This window comes from Pseudomonas sp. SA233, from assembly GCF_054792385.1.
Map to the genome: position 1 here is coordinate 3,188,947 of NZ_CP096449.1, position 18,633 is coordinate 3,207,579.

Here is an 18,633-nt window from a genome sequence, read left to right on the forward strand (position 1 = left end):
GCACAAGGCTGCTCCTACAAAGGTAGCGCGGTCCTTGTAGGAGCAGCCTTGTGCTGCGAAGACGCCGGCACAGGCAACCCGAGAACAACAACAAAAACATGGAGCACACCATGAGGCACAAACTCGCCTGCACATTGGCCCTGCTGTTCGCCGCCCCCATCACCCAGGCTTACGAGCTGTACAACCACGACGGCACCACCCTCAACGCCGACCTCGAAGCCCTGTTCGGCGCCTTCCACAGCGACGAAAGCTTCAACCTGGCCGGCAACCGCAAGCCCGGCAGTACCGCCTGGCAGGAAGGCTACGTCAAGTATGGCCTCAGCGGCAGCCAGGCCCTGGCCAACAGCGGTGCGCTCTACGGCGCCTTCAACCTGCTCAGTTCCGCCACCTGGGGCGACGGCGATGCCGCCGGCCTGACCCTGGGTGACGAGCGCCGCACCGCCATCGAAGACCTGTACCTGGGCTGGCGCTCGGCCAACCTGTTCCCGGCCCTGGGCGAAGACGGCGTGGACATTTCCGGCGGCCGCCAGGTGGTTACCCTGGGCGACGGCTTCCTGATCCAGGGCGACCCGGTGAACCTGGGCAAGGTCGACCTGGGCGCCAACTTCGACCGCGGCGGCGCCTACTACCTGGCCGCACGCAAGGCCTTCGACCGCACCGCCGTGCTGCGCCTGGGCGGCAAGCAAGGCTGGCGCAGCGACCTGATGTGGCTGAAGTCCGACAACCACTACCAGGCCGACACCTCGCTGGCGGTGGCCAACCTGGAGCACGTCGCCGACGCTGGCACCGTCGGCCTGAGCTGGATCCGCGGCCTCGACGTGGACCAGCGCTACGCGCAGATCATGGGCCTGGAACACCGCGACGGCATGGACACCGCCAGCCTGCGCGGGCGTGGCAGCCTGGGGGTGAAAGACCTGGAGCTGGCCGCCGAGTACGTGACCCAGGACAAAACCGGCGGGCGGGAGAACGCCTGGTACCTGGAAGGCAACTGGACCTTCTCCGAACTGCCCTGGTCACCCACCGCCACCTACCGCTACAGCCGCTTTTCCGAAGATTTCGACCCGCTGTTCTATGGCCTGAGCCGTGGCTATGGCACCTGGTTCCAGGGTGAGGTGGCAGCCAACTATGCCGGGCCGTTCAACAGCAACAGCCAGGTGCATCACGTGGCGTTGAAGGGCAAACCACGGGACAACCTGACCGTCGGCGCGCTGTACTTCGACTTCGATACGCTGGACACCGACCAGGGCAACCTGGGCGGGCGGGAGCTGGACCTGTATGTGGAATGGATGGTCAACGACCACCTGCTGATCAGCCCGCTGGTAGGGTTCTACAAACCGGAACGCAGCGCAGCCAATGGCGGGACGCAGCTGGGCGGGCGGGATACCGGCACCTATATGCAGCTGATCGTCGGGACTTTCTTCTGATTCGAAATCCTGGGGCTGCTGCGCAGCCCATCGCGACACAAGGCCGCTCCCACAGGTACCGCGCTGCCCTCAAGGTTTGTGCCGACCTGTAGGAGCGGCCTTGTGTCGCGAAAGGGCCGCAAAGCGGCCCCGGCAATCTCAAGCCAAGCCCTGCTCCAACAACCACCGCCGCACCATCATCTGCTGCTCCCCCGACAGGCCTGACAACACTGCCTCGAGAGGTCGGCCGCTACGCAGCCCACGCACCACCGGCGCCAGCTCCACCCCCTGCAAATGCCACACCCCCAACGGCTGATCCGCCGTCACCACCACCTCGGCCTCATCCACCAGCCCGTCACGCAACACCGGCCGCCGCTCGACCCTCACCGCGCTCCAGTCCGCCGCCACGTGCAATGCCTGCATGTCCGGCCACCCCTGCCGCCGCGCCCAGAACGGCTGCCCCACCCGCCCCTGTTCTTGCCCATAAAAATCCCGCCCGATCCGGGCAAAACGCAAAAACAGCTGTTCGATCCGCTGCTGGTGAAACTGCCGCGCCAACCCGGCCCGCTCGGGCCTGCGCAGCAAGGTATTGATCACCACCGGCGCCTGCAGCGCCGAAGACAGCGACTGGAAGATCCCGTTACCCGATAGCGGGTCAACGGCCATCGCAGCATCGCCCACGCATATCCAGTCCTGCCCGACGCACTCACCGGCCAGAATCGCGGTGCTGCTGCGCGCATGCACCTCTGCCGGAGCCAAGGCCCTGGCATCGAACAGCTCGGCCACCAGCACGCTGCCGGCTCGCCGCGCCGCACAGTAATCCGCCAAGCCGGCCTTGCCTGGCAGCCCGGCCGCGTCCAAGGTGACTTGCCAGTAGCAGCGGCCGTCTTCCAGGCGCGCCATCCACGCCCAACCATCCGCCAGGCTCTCCACCGCCGACGCGGGCGCCCCGGGGGCGGCCTGCCAGACATTCAGCAAGCTGACCGTCTCCGGCCCGCGCAGGCGGTCGGCGGCCAACGGGGCCTGGCGGCCTCGGGCTTCGACCAGGAAATCGGCCTGCAGTACCTGCCCGTCGTCCAGGCGAATACCATGAACGACTTCGCGAACCACCTCACGCACCCGCCCCTCGACCACGCTCACACCCGCGCACTGAAGGTCGTCGCGCAGCGCCCGGTCAAACCTTTGCCGATCCAGCAGAAACTCTTGGTTCAGGTGCAGTTGCTGGCCGTTCCAGTGTACTTGCCGAGTCGCCGGCATCGCCGCCTGGCGCAACGCCCCACCAAGACCGGCGTGGCGCAGCCCGTCCAGCACCCGCTGCGAAACCCCTTCGACCGCCGCGAACCGGCGCCACTCGGACACCACCGTCACCGCATAACCCAGCCGCCGCAGGCCAATGGCCGTGGCCGCACCCGCAGGGCCTGCCCCCAACACCACAATGCGCGGTTCAGCCATGGCCGACACCTCGTCGCTCGGGGCCGGTAAACGCCGCGTGGTGGCGCAACCAGTCATGAACCTGCTGCTGGCCCATGCCCGGCTCGTCACGCAGCAACGCAGCGATCCTGCCACTCAGGGCCGCACAGCCCAGGCTCGCGCCCGCCCTGCCGCCCGCCCCCACATAACCACCAAAGTCCGCCTGCCGGGTACCCAGCCAGGACCACTGGCCAGGCGCACAGCGGGCGTCGCCTGTGACCCGTATCACCCCGGGGTAGCTGGCCGGATACACTGGCCCGCCCTGGGCCGGGCTGGAGGCGCACAACAGCACACCCGCAGCCAAAGCCTCGGCGCAGGCCTGGTGCAGCACAGGCCGGTCCTGCTGCAGGCCAAGGCTGAGGTTGACCAGCGTAACCCCCGCTTCCACCAGCCACAGCAGCGCGGCCGCCACCTGCAAGGCACTGGTGCTGGCCTGGGCGCCGAAAACCTGGGCCAGCAGCACGGGCACCGGCCCGGCCTCCCGCTGCAAGCCGGCGAGCACCGCGCTACCGTGCCCAAGCTGGTCGGGCAGCATGTCACCTTCGCGCAACTGGCCGTCCTCCAGCCAGAAGCGGCGCGCGCCCAGCAAGGCGCAGGCCTGCTCAAGCGTGCAACCACTGTCGATCACGCCAACACGCACGTCAGTGCCCATGCCTGATCACCTCCTCGGGCAGCACCTGCAACTGGCCAGCGTGCAGTTGCAGGTGCAGGTCGGCATCGGCCAGGGTCGAAGCACGGTGGCTGATCAGGATGCGCGTGCGGCCGGCGAACAACTGGTCGATGGCCGCGATCACTTCGCGCTCGGTGGCTTCGTCCACCGCCGAGGTGGCCTCGTCCAGTACCAGGATCGCCGGCGCCTGCAGCACTGCGCGGGCGATGGCTATGCGTTGTTTCTGCCCGCCGGACAACTGCTGGCCACGCTCACCCAGCAGGCCGTCCAGGCCCAGCGGCAGGCTGTCGACCAGGCTGTCCAGCCGCGCCAGGCGCACCACCCGCTCCAGTTCCTCACGGCTGGCCTCGGGCACGCCGTAGGCCAGGTTCTGTGCCAGGGTGCCGCGGAACAGCACGATATCCTGGCTGACCACCGCAATGCGCCGGCGCAGCGCGGCCAGGTCCAGCTCGCGCAGGTCGGTGCCGTCCAGCAGGATGCGCCCAGCGTCCGGGTCGTAGAAGCGCTGCAGCAGATCGATCAGGGTCGACTTGCCCACCCCCGATGCACCGCTGATGGCGACCTTCAGGCCACCCGGCACGCACACTTGCACGTCGTTCAGCACCGCGCCCTGGCGCCCTTCATGGGCAAAACTCACCCCCTCGAGGCGCAATTCGCCCGGGCCGTCGGGCACCGGCTGCGGTTTGGCTGCCGGGCGCACGGCCACGGCCTCCTGCTTCAGTTCCATCACCCGCCCCAGGCTCACCGCCATGCGCTGCACCGCCACGTACAGGCCCAGCAGGCTCTGCACCGGTCCTACCGCCATGCCCATGTAGGTGGAAAAGGCGATCAGCGCACCTAGTTGCCAAGTACCCTGAATCACCCACCAGCCGCCGACCAGGAACGCGCAAGCGCGGCACCAGGAGGTCAGCGTGCCGGGGATGGCCTGGGTGAAGAATTCGGTCACCTGCACCTTGAGCAGCTGGCGCATGTAGCCCTGGCCCAGCTGGTCCAGGCGCCTCGCCTCGCGGCCTTGCTGGCCGGCGGCCTGGATGAACTTCATCGCCGGCAGGGTTTCGACCAGGAATGACGACACATCTGCCGAGCGTTCGCGCAGGTTGCGTACTTCCCGCTCCACCTTGCGCCGCATCCAGCGCAGCCACAGCACTTCTATCGGTACCAGCAGCGCCAGCAGCAGCGACAGTTGCCACGAAAGCATCAGCATCAACACCACCGCGCCCACCAGGCCGATCACCGCCGACACCGCCGAAAACAGCGAATCCACGGCAAAGCGCTGGATTTCCGCCACATCGCCATCCAGCCGCGAAAGGATGTCGCCGATGCGCCGCCGCCCGTAGAACGTCGGCGACAGCTGCTGCAGGTGGCGGTAAAGATCGTCGCGCAGGGCAAACAGGATGCGCCCCGACAAGCGCGTGTGCAGGTAGCGGTTGACCCCGGCCAGCACGGTACCCAGCAGGCCCGCGCCGATCATGATCGCGGCCATGTGCCAGAGGGTCTGGTAGTCCTTGGCCAGCAGCCCCTCGTCGATCAGCGTCTTGACCAGCCAGGGTTGCGCCAGCGCCAGCAACGAGGCGCCCAGCGACAAACCGAGCAACAGGCCGATGGCGCGTCGATGGGGGCGCACGAAACCATACAGCCAGGCCAACGCCTGGCGCATGAGTACAGGGTCGCTGGACTCCACCAGCCGGGCGAACAGGCCGCCCACGTCAGCCGCGCAACTGTTTGAGCTTGCGGTACAGCGTCGCCCGGCTGATACCCAGCGCCTCGGCCGCCGCGGACACGTTGCCCTGATGGCGCGCCAAGGCGCCACGGATCAGCTCCAGCTCGTTGTCCTTGAGGCTGCCGGAAGGCGCCGTGCCACTGGCCAGTTCGTCCAGCAGGCAGTCGGTGAGGTGGTCCAGGGTCAGCACCTGCTCGCCGTCCTCGCGCATGGCCAGCGCGGTGCGCACGACCATTTCCAGCTGGCGGATGTTGCCCGGCCAGTCGAAGCCTTCGAGCAACGCGGTCAGGGCCGGGTCCAAGGTCACCCCCCGGGCATCTGACTTGTCCAGCAGCCCCTGGATGATCACCGCCAGGTCATCGCGCTCGCGCAGTGCCGGCAGGCGCAGCGACACGCCGTTGACCCGGTAGTAAAGGTCTTCGCGGAAGTGCTGCTCCTGCACCAGGCGCTTGAGGTCGCGGTGCGTGGCACAGATCAATGCCACGTCGATCTCCTGCTCGTCGCCCGCCCCCAGCGGTGCCACGCGCCGTTCCTGCAGTACCCGCAACAAGCGCGCCTGCAGCGCTAGCGGCATGTCGCCGATTTCGTCGAGGAACAGCGTACCGCCGTGGGCCTGCATCAGCCGGCCGACCATGCCGCCCCGGCGCGAGCCGGTGAACGCACCTTCACGGTAGCCGAACAGTTCGGACTCGATCAGCCCTTCGGGGATGGCCGCGCAGTTGACGGCCACGAACGGTTTGTCGGCACGCGGGCTGGCCTGGTGCAGGGCCCGGGCGACGACTTCCTTGCCAGTACCGGTCTCACCCAGCAACAGCACCGGCAGGCCTTTGCCCAGCCCCTGGCGGGCCATGCGCAGGTTGCGCGCCAGGCGCGGGTCGCCACCGGCCAGGGCGTCGAGGGCCGGCGACTGCTTGCCCAGCGCCGGCTTGCTCACCGGCGTGCTGCCGTTGACCCGGCCATGGCGCGGCAGCTGCAGGGCGCGGAAGTAGAACTCGCCCTTGGCCGTCTGCACGCTGCTCACACCGCCCTGCCACAGGCGGGCAATGAAGGCCGGTGACCGTTCACCCAGCAGGTCACTGCTGCGCCGGCCCAACAGCTCATGGCGCGGCACCTGCAACAGCTGGCAGGCACTGTCGTTGGCAGCCAGCACTTCACCGTCCAGGCTCAGCGCCAGCAGGCCATGCCAGGCGCTGTTGAGGTATTGCGGGCGGCTGTGAAAAGCCAGCACCAATTGCTCCGGGTGGCACAGGCCGAACATGCGGCTTTCGATGTTGCCGGCCGCCAGCATCAGCGTCGACAGGCTGTCCTGTGGTTGCGCCATCACCCCTTCACGGGTGATGTCGAGCACGCCGATCACCTCGCCGCGCGGGTCGCGCAGAGGTACCGAAGTGCAGGAGAACGGGCTGAGGCGGTCGAGGTAATGTTCGCCGCAGTTGATCAGCGTCGGCCGGCCTTCCACCACTGCCGTGCCGATGGCGTTGGTGCCACGCAGTGATTCGCTCCAGCAACTACCCGGGTGCAGGTCGCGCAGGCCCTCGCGTTGCAGCACGTGCTTCTGCCCTTCGATGGCCAGCACGTTGGCCTGGGCGTCGCCGAGGATGACGATGCCGGCCTTGCCCTGACGCGCGACCAGGTAGTCCAGTTCCGGGGTAACGGCGTCGACCAGCAGGCGGTTGCGCTCCAGCAGCATGCGCAGGTCGTGGCCCTGCTCCTGGCCCAGGCCGACCTGCTCGCCCTGCAGGCAGTCCAGGCCATGGCCCAGGCTGCGGCGCCAGGAGGCATCGATCTCGTCGCGCAGCATGCCCAGTGGCAGCTCGCCTTCGCTGGCCAGCTTCAGGCGGGCCTGGCGGGATTCGTGCAGCGGGTCGTGGGCGTTTGTTATTAGTTGTCGCGCCATTTTCTACTCCGGCTGTGCCCCGCTAGGTGGCGGGGAACGGGCTTGGGAATTTTCCGCAGTGTGCGGGAGAAATCCCTGGCCGTCATCAGGCTGAGGTAGAAGGTGGCATATGGTGACGTTTACGTAAAGGTACACGCAGGAGCACCGCCTTGCTCAAGATCTGCAAGCTTGCGCAAGCTTTGTGGGAGCGGGTTCCTAGAGGTCGATCACGGCTGCCGCTTGATTTCAACAAAGCCCAGGTGCCCGCCAGACACCCGGCACCGGCCCATTCGCGGGTAAACCCGCTCCCACAGGGACGGCGTCGCACTTGAGATCACGCGGTACTTGTGGGAGCGGGCATGCCCGCGAACACCGGCAAAGCCGGTGCCATCCACCACGTCGTCTGCTTCGCGGGCGCGCCCGCTCCTACAGGGACGGCGCGGGCTTCGAGTTGGCGCTGAGCCTGTGGGAGCGGGCATGCCCGCGAACACCGGCAAAGCCGGTGCCTTCCACCGCGTCGTCAGCTTCGCGGGCGCGCCCGCTCCCACAGGTACTGCGCTGGCTTCGAGTGGCGCTGAACCTGTGGGAGCGGGTTCACCCGCGAAGAGGCCCTCGAGGTCAATCACAGCTGCCGCTTGAGTCCAACAAAGCCCAAGCGCCCGTCAGACACCCGGCACCGTCTTCCGCCCAACCAGCTGCTGCCTCTCCACCCCATCCAGCAACGCCTCCACCACCGCCTTGGCCGAATCCAGCCCATGGTCATTGCTCAACAACAGATCACGACAGGTCCCCTTGGCCAGCTCCAGTGCCTTGAGATTGGTCGCAAACGCGCCTTTGAGCAGCGTGGACAGATGCACCAGCGCATCTTCGTAGTCCACCCCCGAACGCACGGCAAACAACGGTGGATGGCTGCATTCGCACGTGGAGAAACTGGAGGACGCCGTGGTGGCGCGTACGGGAGGATCGGGTAAGCCTTTTGTCATCGTGTCGCTCCTTGATTCACTGGAGCCGCCACACAACGTGACCAAACGAATGGGTGGCGACTGTACGCGGGTTGGTCAACCGGGAATCAAGGAAACCGGCGCGCACGGAGGCGCCCCACGCACAGCCGCCATAAAATGAAACAGCCGGGCACAAAAAAGCGCCAACTGTATCGCATAGCGGGCGCTTGTGCGCCTTGATGATTGCGGGTGACCAAACCCGACTGCTGGACTTACAGCAGCGGGCAAAGACTACCGGTGTCGGGGAAGCGTTTCAAGCGAAGGGAACATGCAGTAACACCTCCATTGGCGCCTCTCACTCATCACCGGCTAACGCGATCCATGTGTGCGGCCTTGTGTCGCGCAAGGGCCGCAAAGCGGCCCCGGGGAATCAGCAGAGATCACTATGTTGTGTCGCTTGCACCGGCCCATCGCGGGTAAACCCGCACACAGGGACGGCGCGGGCTTCGAGTTGACGCTGAACCTGTGGGAGCGGGTTCACGCGCGGAGGTCCTCAAGGTCAATCACGGCTGCCGCTTGAGTCCAAGAAAGCCCAAGCGCCCGTCAGACAGCCGACACCGCCTTCCGCCCTACCAGCTGCTGCCTCTCCACCCCGATCAAGCAAATCCTCCACTGCCCTGGCCGAATCCAGCTCGTGGTCATTGCTCAACAACAAATCACGACAGGTCCCCTTGGCCAGCTCCAGTGCCTTGAGATTGGTCGCAAACGCGTCTTAGAGCAGCGTGAACAAATGCACCAGCGCATCTTCGTACCCCCGAACGCACGGCAAACAACGGCGGATGGCTGCATTCGCACATGGAGAAATTGGAGGGCGTCGTAGTGGCGCGTACGGGAGGATCGGGTAAACCTTTTGTCATTGTATTGCTGCTTGATTCACTAGAGTCGCTACAAATCGCTACCAAACGAGATGGGGACGGCTATACGCCAGATTGGTAGACCGGGAATCAAGGAAACCGGCTTACATGGAGGGCACACTATGCACAGCCGCCTTAAAACGAAACAGCCGGGCACAAAAAGCGCCAACTGTATTGCAGAGCGGGCGCTTGTGTGCCTTGATGATGGTGGGTGACCAAACCCGACTGCTGGATCTACAGCAGCGGGCAAAGACTATCGTTGCCGGGAAGCGTTTCAAGCGAAGGCATACGCTGTAACACAGCAGCTGTAGGCTCTGAGAACCTTGCTGACTGGCTCATATAGGCAGTTTTACAGCATCGCTGCAGCAACAACGATCTTCCATAGAATCGGCTTGTGCTCAGTGAGGTGATGACCATCGTGCGTTTTCGACTTTCCCAGTGGCCGCAGCGCAAGGGACATCTCCGGCTCATTGACTAAGCTGTCTCGAGCCGTTTGGCGGTGACAGCGCATTGCAACTTGTACATACTATGGGTGATGACCTTGGATCACTCCAATGCCTGGGATTAGGCCTAAAAAAAGAATACGTCAGACATCAAATTTACAAGCCCAACATACAATAGAAACCATAATGGACTACGACTTCAAAACACTTTCACCGGAAGACTTCGAAAGATTAATCGGCGACTTATATTACGCGGAGACTAAAGTACTACCTCAGTCATTTAAAAGCGGGAAAGACGGTGGAATTGATCTTCTTGTCACTGACGGCAACGGCCATGAAAAAGTCATAATTCAATGCAAACGTTATGAACCAAGTGCGATTGCCGCACTCAAGAAAGCCATGCAGAAAGAAAAGGGAAACAATCTTGACAAACTACGCCCTCCGAGATACATACTAGCAACCTCTGTAAAGCTATCACCACAAAACAAGAAAAATCTACAAAAGGACTTGCACCCCTGGATTAGAGATATAGGTGACATCTGGGGGCTTGACGATATAAACGCGCGCTTAAGGCTTAACGAAGACATTGAGAAAAAACATATTAAATTATGGATTTCAAGTACCGCAGTACTTGAAAAAATTTTAAATCACAACATCTTAAGCATTACAGACATAACCATCGAAAAAATACGCCAAAGCTTTGCCAAACTAGTTATTCATAGCGCCTTCGATGAATGCTACCGAAAGCTTGAACATTCACACAGTTGCATCATCACTGGCAACCCCGGCATTGGCAAAACAACGCTGGCAAACTTATTACTTTGCCGCTACATCAAAGAAGGTTTCACACCAATTGTAGCCACCAACGGCATTCATGAAATATTTGGACTAATTAAAAGCCAAGAAAAAAACAAGGCAATTATTTATTACGATGATTTCCTTGGCGCCACGCGGTACAATGAACTCAAATTTAGTAAAAACGAAGATGCCGAACTACTAACCTTATTAGATCACGCTAAGCGATCAGATCATCTGCGCTTCATAATGACTTCCCGAGATTACATTATAGAGGACGCGAAGTCCAACCATCGCCACTTCCAAGACTACGCAGATCAAATCACCCGACACACTATCGAGGTTGGAGATTACACCAAGCTACACAGAGCAAAAATACTTTATAACCATCTGTTTTTCTCCGATCTACCTAAAGAAAAAATCAAACATCTAATCGAAAGCAAGATATACGCAGAAATAATTAACCAAGAATATTTTATTCCTCGTGTCATTGCCACCATTTGCAAAGACGCCAACAGCCACTCACTATGTAATTCGGAATTTATAGATTACATCCGACAGGAAATCGCCAACCCAGTATCTATTTGGCAACATCCTTTTGAAAATGAGATTTCTGCAACAGCAAGACTCGTGTTATTGACCACCTGGACTTTTGGCGGAACCACCACGACCAGCTGCTTAAAAAAAATCATCACCGAACTCCAACCTGAGCACGAACGATACGACAGCAACCTTAAACTCAACAAGGCCCTCAAAGAGCTTTCGGCGAATTTTATCACCCTGACAAACATGTTACCCAAATGGGAGGGCGACGATCCTCAAGTCATCGTCAAATTTCAGAACCCATCTATCGAAGATTACATAAACGGACTTATCCAAGCCTCACCAGACCTACTAACGCCAAAAACAATAAAATTCTTCAAACAATTCGAAAATCTTTCCATTAACTTACCAAGCACCCGCCACCACACTTCAAACCTGACTCGGCTTATCGTGGACATTCTCGACAGATTTCCCGAAATCGAGAGAACTGAGACCGGCAGAGTCATAACCACAGAGGACAATAGGCAACTATACAATAGTCACGATACCATTTGCATTGCAGACCGCACTATCAGCTATTTGAAACTACTAATTAAGCTTCGCACTCCACCCAATGAAACACAGACCGCCGAAAGAATAACAACTTCTACAGGCTGGCTGGAGTTAATGGGAGGTCACACATTGAAAGAGTTTGACTCTTATGGAGTTGAGCGGCTTGTCCAGTGGCTTTCTAACAACTTAACCGCCATACCCGGCGTACTCGAAAAAAAAATTACCCAATCGTTATCAGAAGCAATTTCCATAATTGCCAACAACATAAACGCTTGGTGCACAAGCTTACGCGCCGTAAGCTGTATCGCGACATGCATTTCCCATCTATCATTAACCATTAGCGAAAGCACGCTTTCGTCGTTAGTTAATGCCGCTTTAAAGCATGGCAGGACAGCGATATTTAGCGATCGTTCAGAATACCCTTTTGCCTATTCTGAAATGCTAGCAATCTCTAACGCAATTTCGCATGTGGAAATCGAAAAAATCGCACTTTCACTGAGTCATGGGTCAGTAAAAGCAGAACACACAGAGACGCCAAAAACTCTCGAAAAACCACAACATGAAGGGGACGAAGTTAACATGGATTTAGACCATTACTATAAAACGCTGCTCCACTCCTTAGTTTGACAAGAACCTTTCCTAGCCAACTAAAGTTTTAACATTTGACTGCCGCACCGCGTACTCTCCGGCACAAAGGGCCGCAATGCGCGCTCAGAGCATCAGCAGTGGTGAAATGATGTGTCACCTGCACGGCCTCCTCGCGGGCAAGCCCGCGAAGAGGCCCTCAAGCTCAATCACGGCTGCTGATTCTGGCTCAGGTACTTGTCCACCGTAGCCTGCCCTTCCCCCGCATCCCCCGCCACCTGCCACAGCCGCCGTTCGATCCCCTGCGCCAGCAAGTGCCCCACCGCCGCCTCGATCGCCGACAGCACGCACAGCTGCGCCGGTTCGTTGGTGGTGTACCCCACCTCGGCCTCTAGCAGCTTCTTGAACTCGATGAACTTGAACACTCCCGCACTGCGCCCAACCGAATAGATGGTCTTGCTGGTCATCACGTTGGCCAGCACCTGCCCGGTGCGCACGTCCACCGCGCGCAGGTTCACGGTCACCTGGTCGACGCGGTACTCGCGAGAGATGTCTATCCCCAGGTAGCGGGCACCTTCGCCGCCGCTGCGCACGTTGGTGTCGTAGGCGATGATGCCGCCCTCCAACATCAGGTTGGCAGCCTGCAGCGGCGGCAGTTCACCCATGATGTTTTCCGGCACATCGGGCTTTTTCTGCGAAGCACGGATGATCTTGCGCTCGGTCAGCAAGTTCTGCAGGCCTTCACGCTCCAGCACCACGAACCAGCCACTGGCACTCAGGGCGTCCATCAGCATGCTTGCCGCACCCTGGGTGACGCTGGTGGAGAACGAGCTGGCCGGGGTCGGCTTGTACTGCCCGGTCTGGTCACGGAAGCCGTACACCACTGCCATCAACCGGCCCTTGGGCCGGGGCATGTTGATCAGGTCATAGTAGGTCGAGGCACGTGGGGTCAGGGTCGGGGTTTCCGAGTCCTGTTCGGCGGGCATCGGTTCGCGCAGGCCGCAACCGTGCAGGCCTAGTGCGGTGAGGATCAGCAGCGTGCTCAGCAGACGTTTCATGTTGTTCTCTCCCCGACAAACAGCCCTTCCCTCTCAGGGGTTGAGGCCGCTGACCTCAATGATCGAAATTTCTCCTGTGGCACGATCGGTGACCTTGATACTCAAGGCCCCGGAATCGTCGATGACGTCGATGAGAAACGCATCGGTCGCCATGCTGCCGGTGTTGCCGTTACTGATGTTGTCCAGCAACTGCGACAACATCCGCGACTCCAGCTGGTTGCTGAAGCGCTCCAGGGCCGTGGTGCCGGCAAAGGCCGAGGAGCGGTCCTTGAGGTCGGGGTCGTCGTAGTCGTTCTGCGCCTGCGCGTTGTTCAGCAACCAGGTGCCATTGAGCGGGTTGCCGCCAAAGGCCGGGTTGACCGGGGTGTACACCAGCTCGGTGGCCTGGGCGGCACACGCGCTGGCCAACAGGCAGGCGGCGATGCAACGGGGTATGTGGTGCTTCATAGCTCGTCCCTCTCCAGATCGGTGGTGTCCTGTAACAGGCGTTGCAACTTGCGTTGGATGATTTGCTGCTTGACCAGGTCGGCTGCTGCAACGGCCTCGTCCTTGAGCTCGGTGGTGTTCGGCGGCAGGAAGCGGCGATACACCACCTCACGCTCGAACTCCACGGTGACCAGGCTGCCCCAGCGGGCATCCGGGCGTTCGCGCACCACCAGGTTGAAATCCAGCCGGCTGGTGGCGCGCAGGCGGTCGGCGAAGTAGTAGTAAAAGTCGTGGCCGATGTGCGAGATGGTGTTGTCGACGATGAAGCCTTGCATCTCGTCCTCGTCCCCGGCCCTGGCCGAGGTGGCCAGCACTGCCACCAGCAGCAGGCCCAGGCACAACGCGGCCAGGCGGCTCATGGCGTGTCTCCCGGGCCGGCATGGGTCTGCACGCCACCGGCACTTTCGGTAAAGGCCTGCTCGGCGACGAACTGCCAGTCGCTGTAATGTTCCAGCCCGTCGAAACCGCTCCATTCGGCGCTGAAGCCACTGCGCTTGAACGGGGTGGCGTCCGAGCGGCTGTGCACGCCGGTGATGCGGCCATCGATCGAGCGCAGCAGGCCCCAATCGTCACTGTTGGTGATGGGGTCTGGGTACAGCCGGCGAATGTGCCGCCTGGCCTGCGGGAAGCGGTTGTCCTGCAGCAGGTCGGCCAGTTCCTGCGGATACTGGGCCAGCCCCGGCGAGGCGCGGTAGTAGCTGCGCAGGGCCTGGGCATACTGGCTGCCTACCCACAACAGCTGGCGTTCGCGGTCACGCTGGGCAGCACTGGCCCAGAGCGTGCCGGTGGCGGCCAGGGCCACGCTGCTGACCGCAATCAGCAGCAACACGCCCAGGTAGGTGAAGCCGGCGTCGGCCTTACCATTCCGCGAACAGGCTGCCATCGCGCGCCCTCCCTGTGGCACCGCTCTTGATATCGGCCACGCCACCGGCCACGCCTTCAGGCGGTGGCACCAGCTGCCAGGCATCGCTGCGCTCGGTGATCGGGTCTATCGGGGTGTTGCGCAGGTAACGCTGCTCCACCAACTGCTCCAGCGAGTCCGGGTAGTGGCCGGTGTCGCCGTAGTAGTGGTCCAGCGCCTCGCGTAGCACCGCCAGGCTCTGGCGCAGGGTGGCTTCGCGGGAGCTTTCCAGGCTGTTGAAGTAGCGCGGCATGGCAATGGTCATCAGCGTGGCGATGATCGCCAGCACCACCAGCAGCTCGATCAGGGTGAAGCCTTTGCTGCGTTTCATGGCTGTCACCATTGCCCGTAGGGGATGTTGTTCAGGCCTTTGCCGCGGGCCTTGGAATACACGTCGAACACGTCTTCGCCTTCGCGCGGGTTGTCGGGGCTGCTGTTATAGGCGCGTAGCCCCCACCCGCCTTCGTCCTCACCCTTGGCCGCCACCAGCGGGTCGTGCGGGATGCGCCGCAGGAAGTAGAACTTGGCGCCCTTGGCACTGCGCACATCGCGCACCCCGTCGACCAGCACCTGCAGGTTCGGCGGGTAGCCACTGGCGTCCAGGCGCTTCTCGATGTAGCCGGCATCGAACGCGCGCTTGTAGGCGTCGATGGCGTCGCGAATCTGGTACAGCGCCTCGCGCAGCTGCTGTTCCTTGCCGCGGCGCACCACGGTTTCGGTCAGCGGCGCGGCCATGCTGGCAAGCAGCCCGAGCAGTGCCAGGGTCAGCACCACCTCGATCAGGCTGAAGCCCTGCATGCGGCGCTGCGCGATCATGGCCGCGGGCTCCCTTTGGGTGGGGCGATCGCCATCTGGCTTTCCACCACCGGGGCATCGGTGGCCGGGGCATTGCCAGGCACATCCGCTGGCGGCAACGGCGCCATCTGCCGCACCTGCATGGCCGACTCGGTGCCGGTGGCGAACTCCATGTCCGACGGGCTCTGGTACGGCAGGTTGCGCACGATGCGCGGGGTGATCGCCAGCACCAGCTCCGACTTGCTCATGTCGTCCTTGTTGCTGCCGAACAGCCGGCCCAGGCCAGGGATGTCGCCAAGCCCAGGGATCTTGTTGCCGCTGGCGTTGTGGTCGTTGCGCACCAGGCCGGCCAGCACCTGGGTTTCGCCATCGTGCAGGCGCAGGGTGGTCTGGGCGTTGCGGGTGTCGACCTGGACCGGAATGGTGCCCTGGCGGGTGGCTTCCAGCGGGGTGGCGTTGCTCACCTCCAGGGCTACCTTGATCGCCACTTCGTTGTTCAGGTGCACGGTGGGCTGCACCTCAAGCTTCAGGCCCACGTCCAGATAGGTGACGCTTTCGGTGATCACCGGGCCCTGGGTGGACGGCACCGAAGTGGCGCTGATGATCGGTACCCGCTGGCCGATGTGGATGCGCGCCTGCTCGCGGTTGCTGACGCGGATCACCGGGCTGGCCAGGGTGTTGATGTCCTTGTCCTGGGCGTTGATCTTGGCCTGCGGTGCCGGCGCGATGCTGATGCGGCTGGAGTCGATGCCCTTGAGCTGGTCGAGCACGCTCACCGGCTGGCCGTCGGAGCTCAGCACGCCGAAGGTGTTGGGCCATTGCAAGCCGAGGTCGAGGATGCGCGAAGTGGCCACTTCCATCACCTCCACTTCCAGCACCACCTCGGGGTTGGACTGGTCCTGCGACTGCAGCAGCTTTTCGGCCATGCGCACGGCATCGGGGGTGTCGCGCATGGTCAGGGTGTTGAGGCGTTCATCGACGAACACGTCGCGGGTCTTGAGCATGGTCTTGACCATGTTCAGCGCGGTGTTGGAGTCGATGCTGGTCAGGTAGAAAGTGCGCATGACCAGTTCCTGGTAGTCCTTGGTCTTCTGCGGCGAGTCGGGGTAGATCATCAGGGTGTTTTCGTTGACGATCTTCTGCCGCAGCTGGTTCTGCTCCAGCAGCAGCGCCACGGCGTCCTCGATGCGCAATTCGCGCACGAAGATGGTGGCCTTCATGTCCGGGCGCATGTCCTTGTCGAAGATGAAGTTGATGCCGGCAACCTGGGACAGCACCTCGAAGATGGTCTTCAGGTTGGCATCGCGAAACTCCAGGGTCACCGGCCGCTCCAGCTTGCTGCGCAGCTGCGGGAACGGTTGCGCGGTGCGCGCCTGCACGTTCTCGATGTCGCTGCGCAGGGCAATGCCCTTCTGGTTCTGCGGGTCCAGGCGTAGCACTTCGCGCATGTAGCGCTCGGCACCGAACAGGTCGCCCTGGCGCAGCGCCGCCTGGCCCAGCGCCACGCGCTCGTCGAGGGTGCGGATCAGCTCCAGCTGGCGGATGCCTTCCTGGGCGCGGCGGTTGTTCGGCTCCAGGGTCAGCACCCGGCCATAGCCCATGCGGGCGCTGGCGAAGTCGTGGCGGATGCGGTCGGCGTCGGCCTGGGTCAGCAGCGCCTCGACCGCGGCCTGGCGGCTGTGGGCCAGGGCGATGTTCAGCTCGGTGTCACGTGGGTCTTCGCGCAGGGCTTCTTCCAGGCTGGCGATGCCGGCTTCGTACTGGCCCTCCTTCATCAGCTGTTCGCTGTCCTTGCGTACCGCACTGGAGCCGCAGCCGGCAATGGCCACGCACAGCGCCACAAGCAGGAATGGAGCCGGTTTGCACAGCTTTGACGACTTCATGGTGCGCTCCCTACAGACAAAGTCTGCGACTGATGCAAAGGCAGGTAGACCAGGTGCAGCTCGCTGGCCGATACCCGCTCGAGGCGGTAGGTGTCTTCGATCACGTCGCCCTGGCGCACGACGTAGAGTTTTTCGCCGCTCTGCAGGAAGATCTGCAGGTCGTCGCGGTCGCCGATGCGGCCAATGAACTGGAATGGCAGGGCCGGTGCAGTCGGGGCTGCGGCTACGGCGGGTGCGGTGACCACGGGTTGTTCGGTGACGGTGGCCAGGGCCTGGGGTTTGGTCCATTGCTGGGTTGGGAAGAGATCCCTGGAGGCTTGTTCCGGCCCTTTCGCGGGTAAACCCGCTCCCACAGGGACCGTGGATACCGCCGATTTTGTGGGAGCGGGCGCGCCCGCGAAGGGGGCAACACTGTCTTCCTCGCCGAACCAATGACCCGGTGCCCAGGCTAGCGCCGCACTCACGCCGAGGAAGCCAACCCAGATGACAGCACGTTGTGTGTTCATCATGACCTCGACAGGTAAAGGGTCATGCGCAGGCGGGCGTTGAGCTCGCTGTCGCCAATGCGTTTGCGTTGCAGCTCCAGGTCTTCCAGCACCAGGGTCGGCAACTGCTTGAGCAGGCCCTTGAGGAAACCGCGAATCTGCGGGTAGCTGCCGCGTACCGGCAGCACGATCTGGTAGCGCGCCAGTTGCGTCTTGGGGTCGATGCCCAGGGCATATTCGCCACGCGCCAGGCTGATATGCTCGGCGCTGGCCAGGTGGTACAGGCGCTCGATCAGCTCACTGGCCCGGGGCTGCCCCGGCAGTTGCTGGCGCAGGCTGTCGAGGGCCTGCTGCTCGGGTTTGATGGCAATCTTCAGCTCGCCACGCCTGACCCGCTCGACCTGCACGCTGGCGTCCGCTTCGGTGGCGCGCAGTTCGCGCAGGTTCTGCCATTGCGGCAACACCCCGGCACATAGCACGCCCACGGCCAGCAGGCCCACCGCAGCCGCAGCCAGGCCGACCGGGCCGACGCGACGCAGGCGCTCCTGGAGGATCAGGCTGTTCAGCGATTCACGGGCGCGCATGGCCGGTCTCCCAGGTAGCGGTGAGGGTGAAGCGCACCGGGTGTTCGGGCTGCGCGGCCAGCACTTCGTGGTTGAGCAACGACACATCGCTGAGCTCGGCACTGGCCTCCAGGCGCTGGTGGTACTGCAGCATCGCTTCCAGGTTGCGCGCCTCGGCGGTGATGCGCAGCTGGCCTTTGCGCGCGTCGGGGGCCAGGCTGAGCAGCGCCACGTCGTCCTGGGGCTGCGCTTCGAGCATGGCGAACAGCTGCTGCCAGGGCCGTTGCAGCTGCTGCGAGACGCTTTGCATCTGCGCCAGGCGCTCGGCCTGTTCGCGGCTGGCGGCGCTGCTCAGCGGCGCGACAGTGGCCGGGCGACGGCCCAGTTGCTGCTCCAGGCTGTGCACGCTGGCCTCCCGTACGACCTGCTCGGCCTGCAAGCTTTGTTGCAGCAGCACCAGGCCGGCAACGGTGGCGCTCGCCACGGCCAGCAGCGACCAGGCCAACGGGCTGCTGCGCCGGGGCTGGAATTCCAGGTCGAGGCGGCGCAT

General features: G+C 62.7%; 17 protein-coding genes and 1 pseudogene. 2 read left to right on the forward strand and 16 right to left on the reverse strand.

Going from position 1 to position 18,633, the window contains the following annotated elements; all coding sequences use genetic code 11:
• Window positions 1-110: 110 nt before the first annotated feature.
• On the forward strand, window positions 111-1,424 hold the full coding sequence (locus tag M1D87_RS14805; RefSeq protein ID WP_123085177.1) for an alginate export family protein: 1,314 nt from the start codon (window positions 111-113) through the stop codon (window positions 1,422-1,424).
• A gap of 138 nt (window positions 1,425-1,562) precedes the next feature.
• On the opposite strand, the gene qhpG is transcribed toward M1D87_RS14805, so the two are convergent.
• The 6 genes and pseudogenes from qhpG to M1D87_RS14835 form a co-directional block, all read right to left on the reverse strand.
• The gene (qhpG, locus tag M1D87_RS14810) at window positions 1,563-2,855 is read right to left on the reverse strand and encodes a flavin-dependent monooxygenase QhpG (RefSeq protein WP_421091792.1); all 1,293 of its coding nucleotides are present in this window, start codon (window positions 2,853-2,855) and stop codon (window positions 1,563-1,565) included.
• On the reverse strand, window positions 2,848-3,525 hold the full coding sequence (gene qhpE / locus M1D87_RS14815) for a subtilisin-like serine protease QhpE (protein ID WP_123085059.1): 678 nt from the start codon (window positions 3,523-3,525) through the stop codon (window positions 2,848-2,850). The genes qhpG and qhpE overlap by 8 nt, the downstream gene beginning before the upstream one ends.
• Window positions 3,515-5,248: an ABC transporter ATP-binding protein gene (locus tag M1D87_RS14820; protein ID WP_123085058.1), complete on the reverse strand. Its 1,734-nt coding sequence runs from the start codon at window positions 5,246-5,248 to the stop codon at window positions 3,515-3,517. The genes qhpE and M1D87_RS14820 overlap by 11 nt, the downstream gene beginning before the upstream one ends.
• Window position 5,249: 1 nt before the next feature.
• Window positions 5,250-7,160: a sigma-54-dependent Fis family transcriptional regulator gene (locus M1D87_RS14825; RefSeq protein WP_123085057.1), complete on the reverse strand. Its 1,911-nt coding sequence runs from the start codon at window positions 7,158-7,160 to the stop codon at window positions 5,250-5,252.
• 641 nt (window positions 7,161-7,801) lie between these two features.
• Complete coding sequence (locus M1D87_RS14830) at window positions 7,802-8,038, reverse strand: hypothetical protein (RefSeq protein WP_015270586.1); 237 nt, start codon at window positions 8,036-8,038, stop codon at window positions 7,802-7,804.
• A gap of 645 nt (window positions 8,039-8,683) precedes the next feature.
• Window positions 8,684-8,913: pseudogene (locus M1D87_RS14835) on the reverse strand (hypothetical protein).
• Between the two features lie 710 nt (window positions 8,914-9,623).
• On the opposite strand from M1D87_RS14835, the gene M1D87_RS14840 reads away from it, so the two are divergent.
• Entirely contained in the window at window positions 9,624-11,954 is a 2,331-nt protein-coding gene (locus M1D87_RS14840) for an nSTAND3 domain-containing NTPase (protein WP_409280508.1), read from the forward strand.
• 167 nt (window positions 11,955-12,121) lie between these two features.
• Here M1D87_RS14840 and M1D87_RS14845 read toward each other — a convergent pair whose 3' ends face one another.
• Genes M1D87_RS14845 through M1D87_RS14890 form a run of 10 tightly spaced genes read right to left on the reverse strand, consistent with a single transcriptional unit; the run spans window position 12,122 to window position 18,633 of the window.
• The gene (locus M1D87_RS14845) at window positions 12,122-12,970 is read right to left on the reverse strand and encodes a CsgG/HfaB family protein (protein WP_038409719.1); all 849 of its coding nucleotides are present in this window, start codon (window positions 12,968-12,970) and stop codon (window positions 12,122-12,124) included.
• 33 nt (window positions 12,971-13,003) lie between these two features.
• Entirely contained in the window at window positions 13,004-13,417 is a 414-nt protein-coding gene (locus M1D87_RS14850; protein WP_013972854.1) for a curli assembly protein CsgF, read from the reverse strand.
• Window positions 13,414-13,815, reverse strand: coding sequence for a curli production assembly/transport protein CsgE (csgE, locus tag M1D87_RS14855; RefSeq protein WP_013972855.1), 402 nt, complete (start codon window positions 13,813-13,815; stop codon window positions 13,414-13,416). Before csgE ends, M1D87_RS14850 begins: the two co-directional genes overlap by 4 nt.
• Window positions 13,812-14,339 carry a type II secretion system protein gene (locus M1D87_RS14860; protein WP_013972856.1) on the reverse strand — a complete coding sequence of 176 codons (528 nt, stop codon included), beginning with the start codon at window positions 14,337-14,339 and terminating at the stop codon, window positions 13,812-13,814. Before M1D87_RS14860 ends, csgE begins: the two co-directional genes overlap by 4 nt.
• Window positions 14,314-14,688, reverse strand: a complete 375-nt coding sequence (locus M1D87_RS14865) for a type II secretion system protein (protein WP_024087221.1) — start codon at window positions 14,686-14,688, stop codon at window positions 14,314-14,316. The genes M1D87_RS14860 and M1D87_RS14865 overlap by 26 nt, the downstream gene beginning before the upstream one ends.
• A gap of 5 nt (window positions 14,689-14,693) precedes the next feature.
• Window positions 14,694-15,173, reverse strand: coding sequence for a type II secretion system protein (locus M1D87_RS14870; protein ID WP_013972858.1), 480 nt, complete (start codon window positions 15,171-15,173; stop codon window positions 14,694-14,696).
• The gene (locus tag M1D87_RS14875) at window positions 15,170-17,035 is read right to left on the reverse strand and encodes a secretin N-terminal domain-containing protein (RefSeq protein ID WP_015270590.1); all 1,866 of its coding nucleotides are present in this window, start codon (window positions 17,033-17,035) and stop codon (window positions 15,170-15,172) included. Before M1D87_RS14875 ends, M1D87_RS14870 begins: the two co-directional genes overlap by 4 nt.
• Window positions 17,032-17,541 carry a hypothetical protein gene (locus M1D87_RS14880; protein ID WP_123085063.1) on the reverse strand — a complete coding sequence of 170 codons (510 nt, stop codon included), beginning with the start codon at window positions 17,539-17,541 and terminating at the stop codon, window positions 17,032-17,034. The genes M1D87_RS14875 and M1D87_RS14880 overlap by 4 nt, the downstream gene beginning before the upstream one ends.
• Entirely contained in the window at window positions 17,541-18,104 is a 564-nt protein-coding gene (locus M1D87_RS14885) for a GspMb/PilO family protein (protein ID WP_015270592.1), read from the reverse strand. Before M1D87_RS14885 ends, M1D87_RS14880 begins: the two co-directional genes overlap by 1 nt.
• A complete protein-coding gene (locus tag M1D87_RS14890) occupies window positions 18,091-18,633 on the reverse strand; it encodes a PilN domain-containing protein (protein WP_085720392.1) in 543 nt (180 codons plus the stop codon). Before M1D87_RS14890 ends, M1D87_RS14885 begins: the two co-directional genes overlap by 14 nt.

Bases quoted from the DNA above. Each gene is read 5' to 3' on its own strand.
- M1D87_RS14805 (WP_123085177.1), top strand. From the start codon at position 111: ATGAGGCACAAACTCGCCTGCACATTGGCCCTGCTGTTCGCCGCCCCC.
- qhpG (WP_421091792.1), bottom strand. From the start codon at position 2,855: ATGGCTGAACCGCGCATTGTGGTGTTGGGGGCAGGCCCTGCGGGTGCG.
- qhpE (WP_123085059.1), bottom strand. From the start codon at position 3,525: ATGGGCACTGACGTGCGTGTTGGCGTGATCGACAGTGGTTGCACGCTT.
- M1D87_RS14825 (WP_123085057.1), bottom strand. From the start codon at position 7,160: ATGGCGCGACAACTAATAACAAACGCCCACGACCCGCTGCACGAATCC.
- M1D87_RS14840 (WP_409280508.1), top strand. From the start codon at position 9,624: ATGGACTACGACTTCAAAACACTTTCACCGGAAGACTTCGAAAGATTA.
- M1D87_RS14845 (WP_038409719.1), bottom strand. From the start codon at position 12,970: ATGAAACGTCTGCTGAGCACGCTGCTGATCCTCACCGCACTAGGCCTG.
- M1D87_RS14850 (WP_013972854.1), bottom strand. From the start codon at position 13,417: ATGAAGCACCACATACCCCGTTGCATCGCCGCCTGCCTGTTGGCCAGC.
- csgE (WP_013972855.1), bottom strand. From the start codon at position 13,815: ATGAGCCGCCTGGCCGCGTTGTGCCTGGGCCTGCTGCTGGTGGCAGTG.
- M1D87_RS14860 (WP_013972856.1), bottom strand. From the start codon at position 14,339: ATGGCAGCCTGTTCGCGGAATGGTAAGGCCGACGCCGGCTTCACCTAC.
- M1D87_RS14865 (WP_024087221.1), bottom strand. From the start codon at position 14,688: ATGAAACGCAGCAAAGGCTTCACCCTGATCGAGCTGCTGGTGGTGCTG.
- M1D87_RS14870 (WP_013972858.1), bottom strand. From the start codon at position 15,173: ATGATCGCGCAGCGCCGCATGCAGGGCTTCAGCCTGATCGAGGTGGTG.
- M1D87_RS14875 (WP_015270590.1), bottom strand. From the start codon at position 17,035: ATGAAGTCGTCAAAGCTGTGCAAACCGGCTCCATTCCTGCTTGTGGCG.
- M1D87_RS14880 (WP_123085063.1), bottom strand. From the start codon at position 17,541: ATGAACACACAACGTGCTGTCATCTGGGTTGGCTTCCTCGGCGTGAGT.
- M1D87_RS14885 (WP_015270592.1), bottom strand. From the start codon at position 18,104: ATGCGCGCCCGTGAATCGCTGAACAGCCTGATCCTCCAGGAGCGCCTG.
- M1D87_RS14890 (WP_085720392.1), bottom strand. From the start codon at position 18,633: ATGCGCCGCCTCGACCTGGAATTCCAGCCCCGGCGCAGCAGCCCGTTG.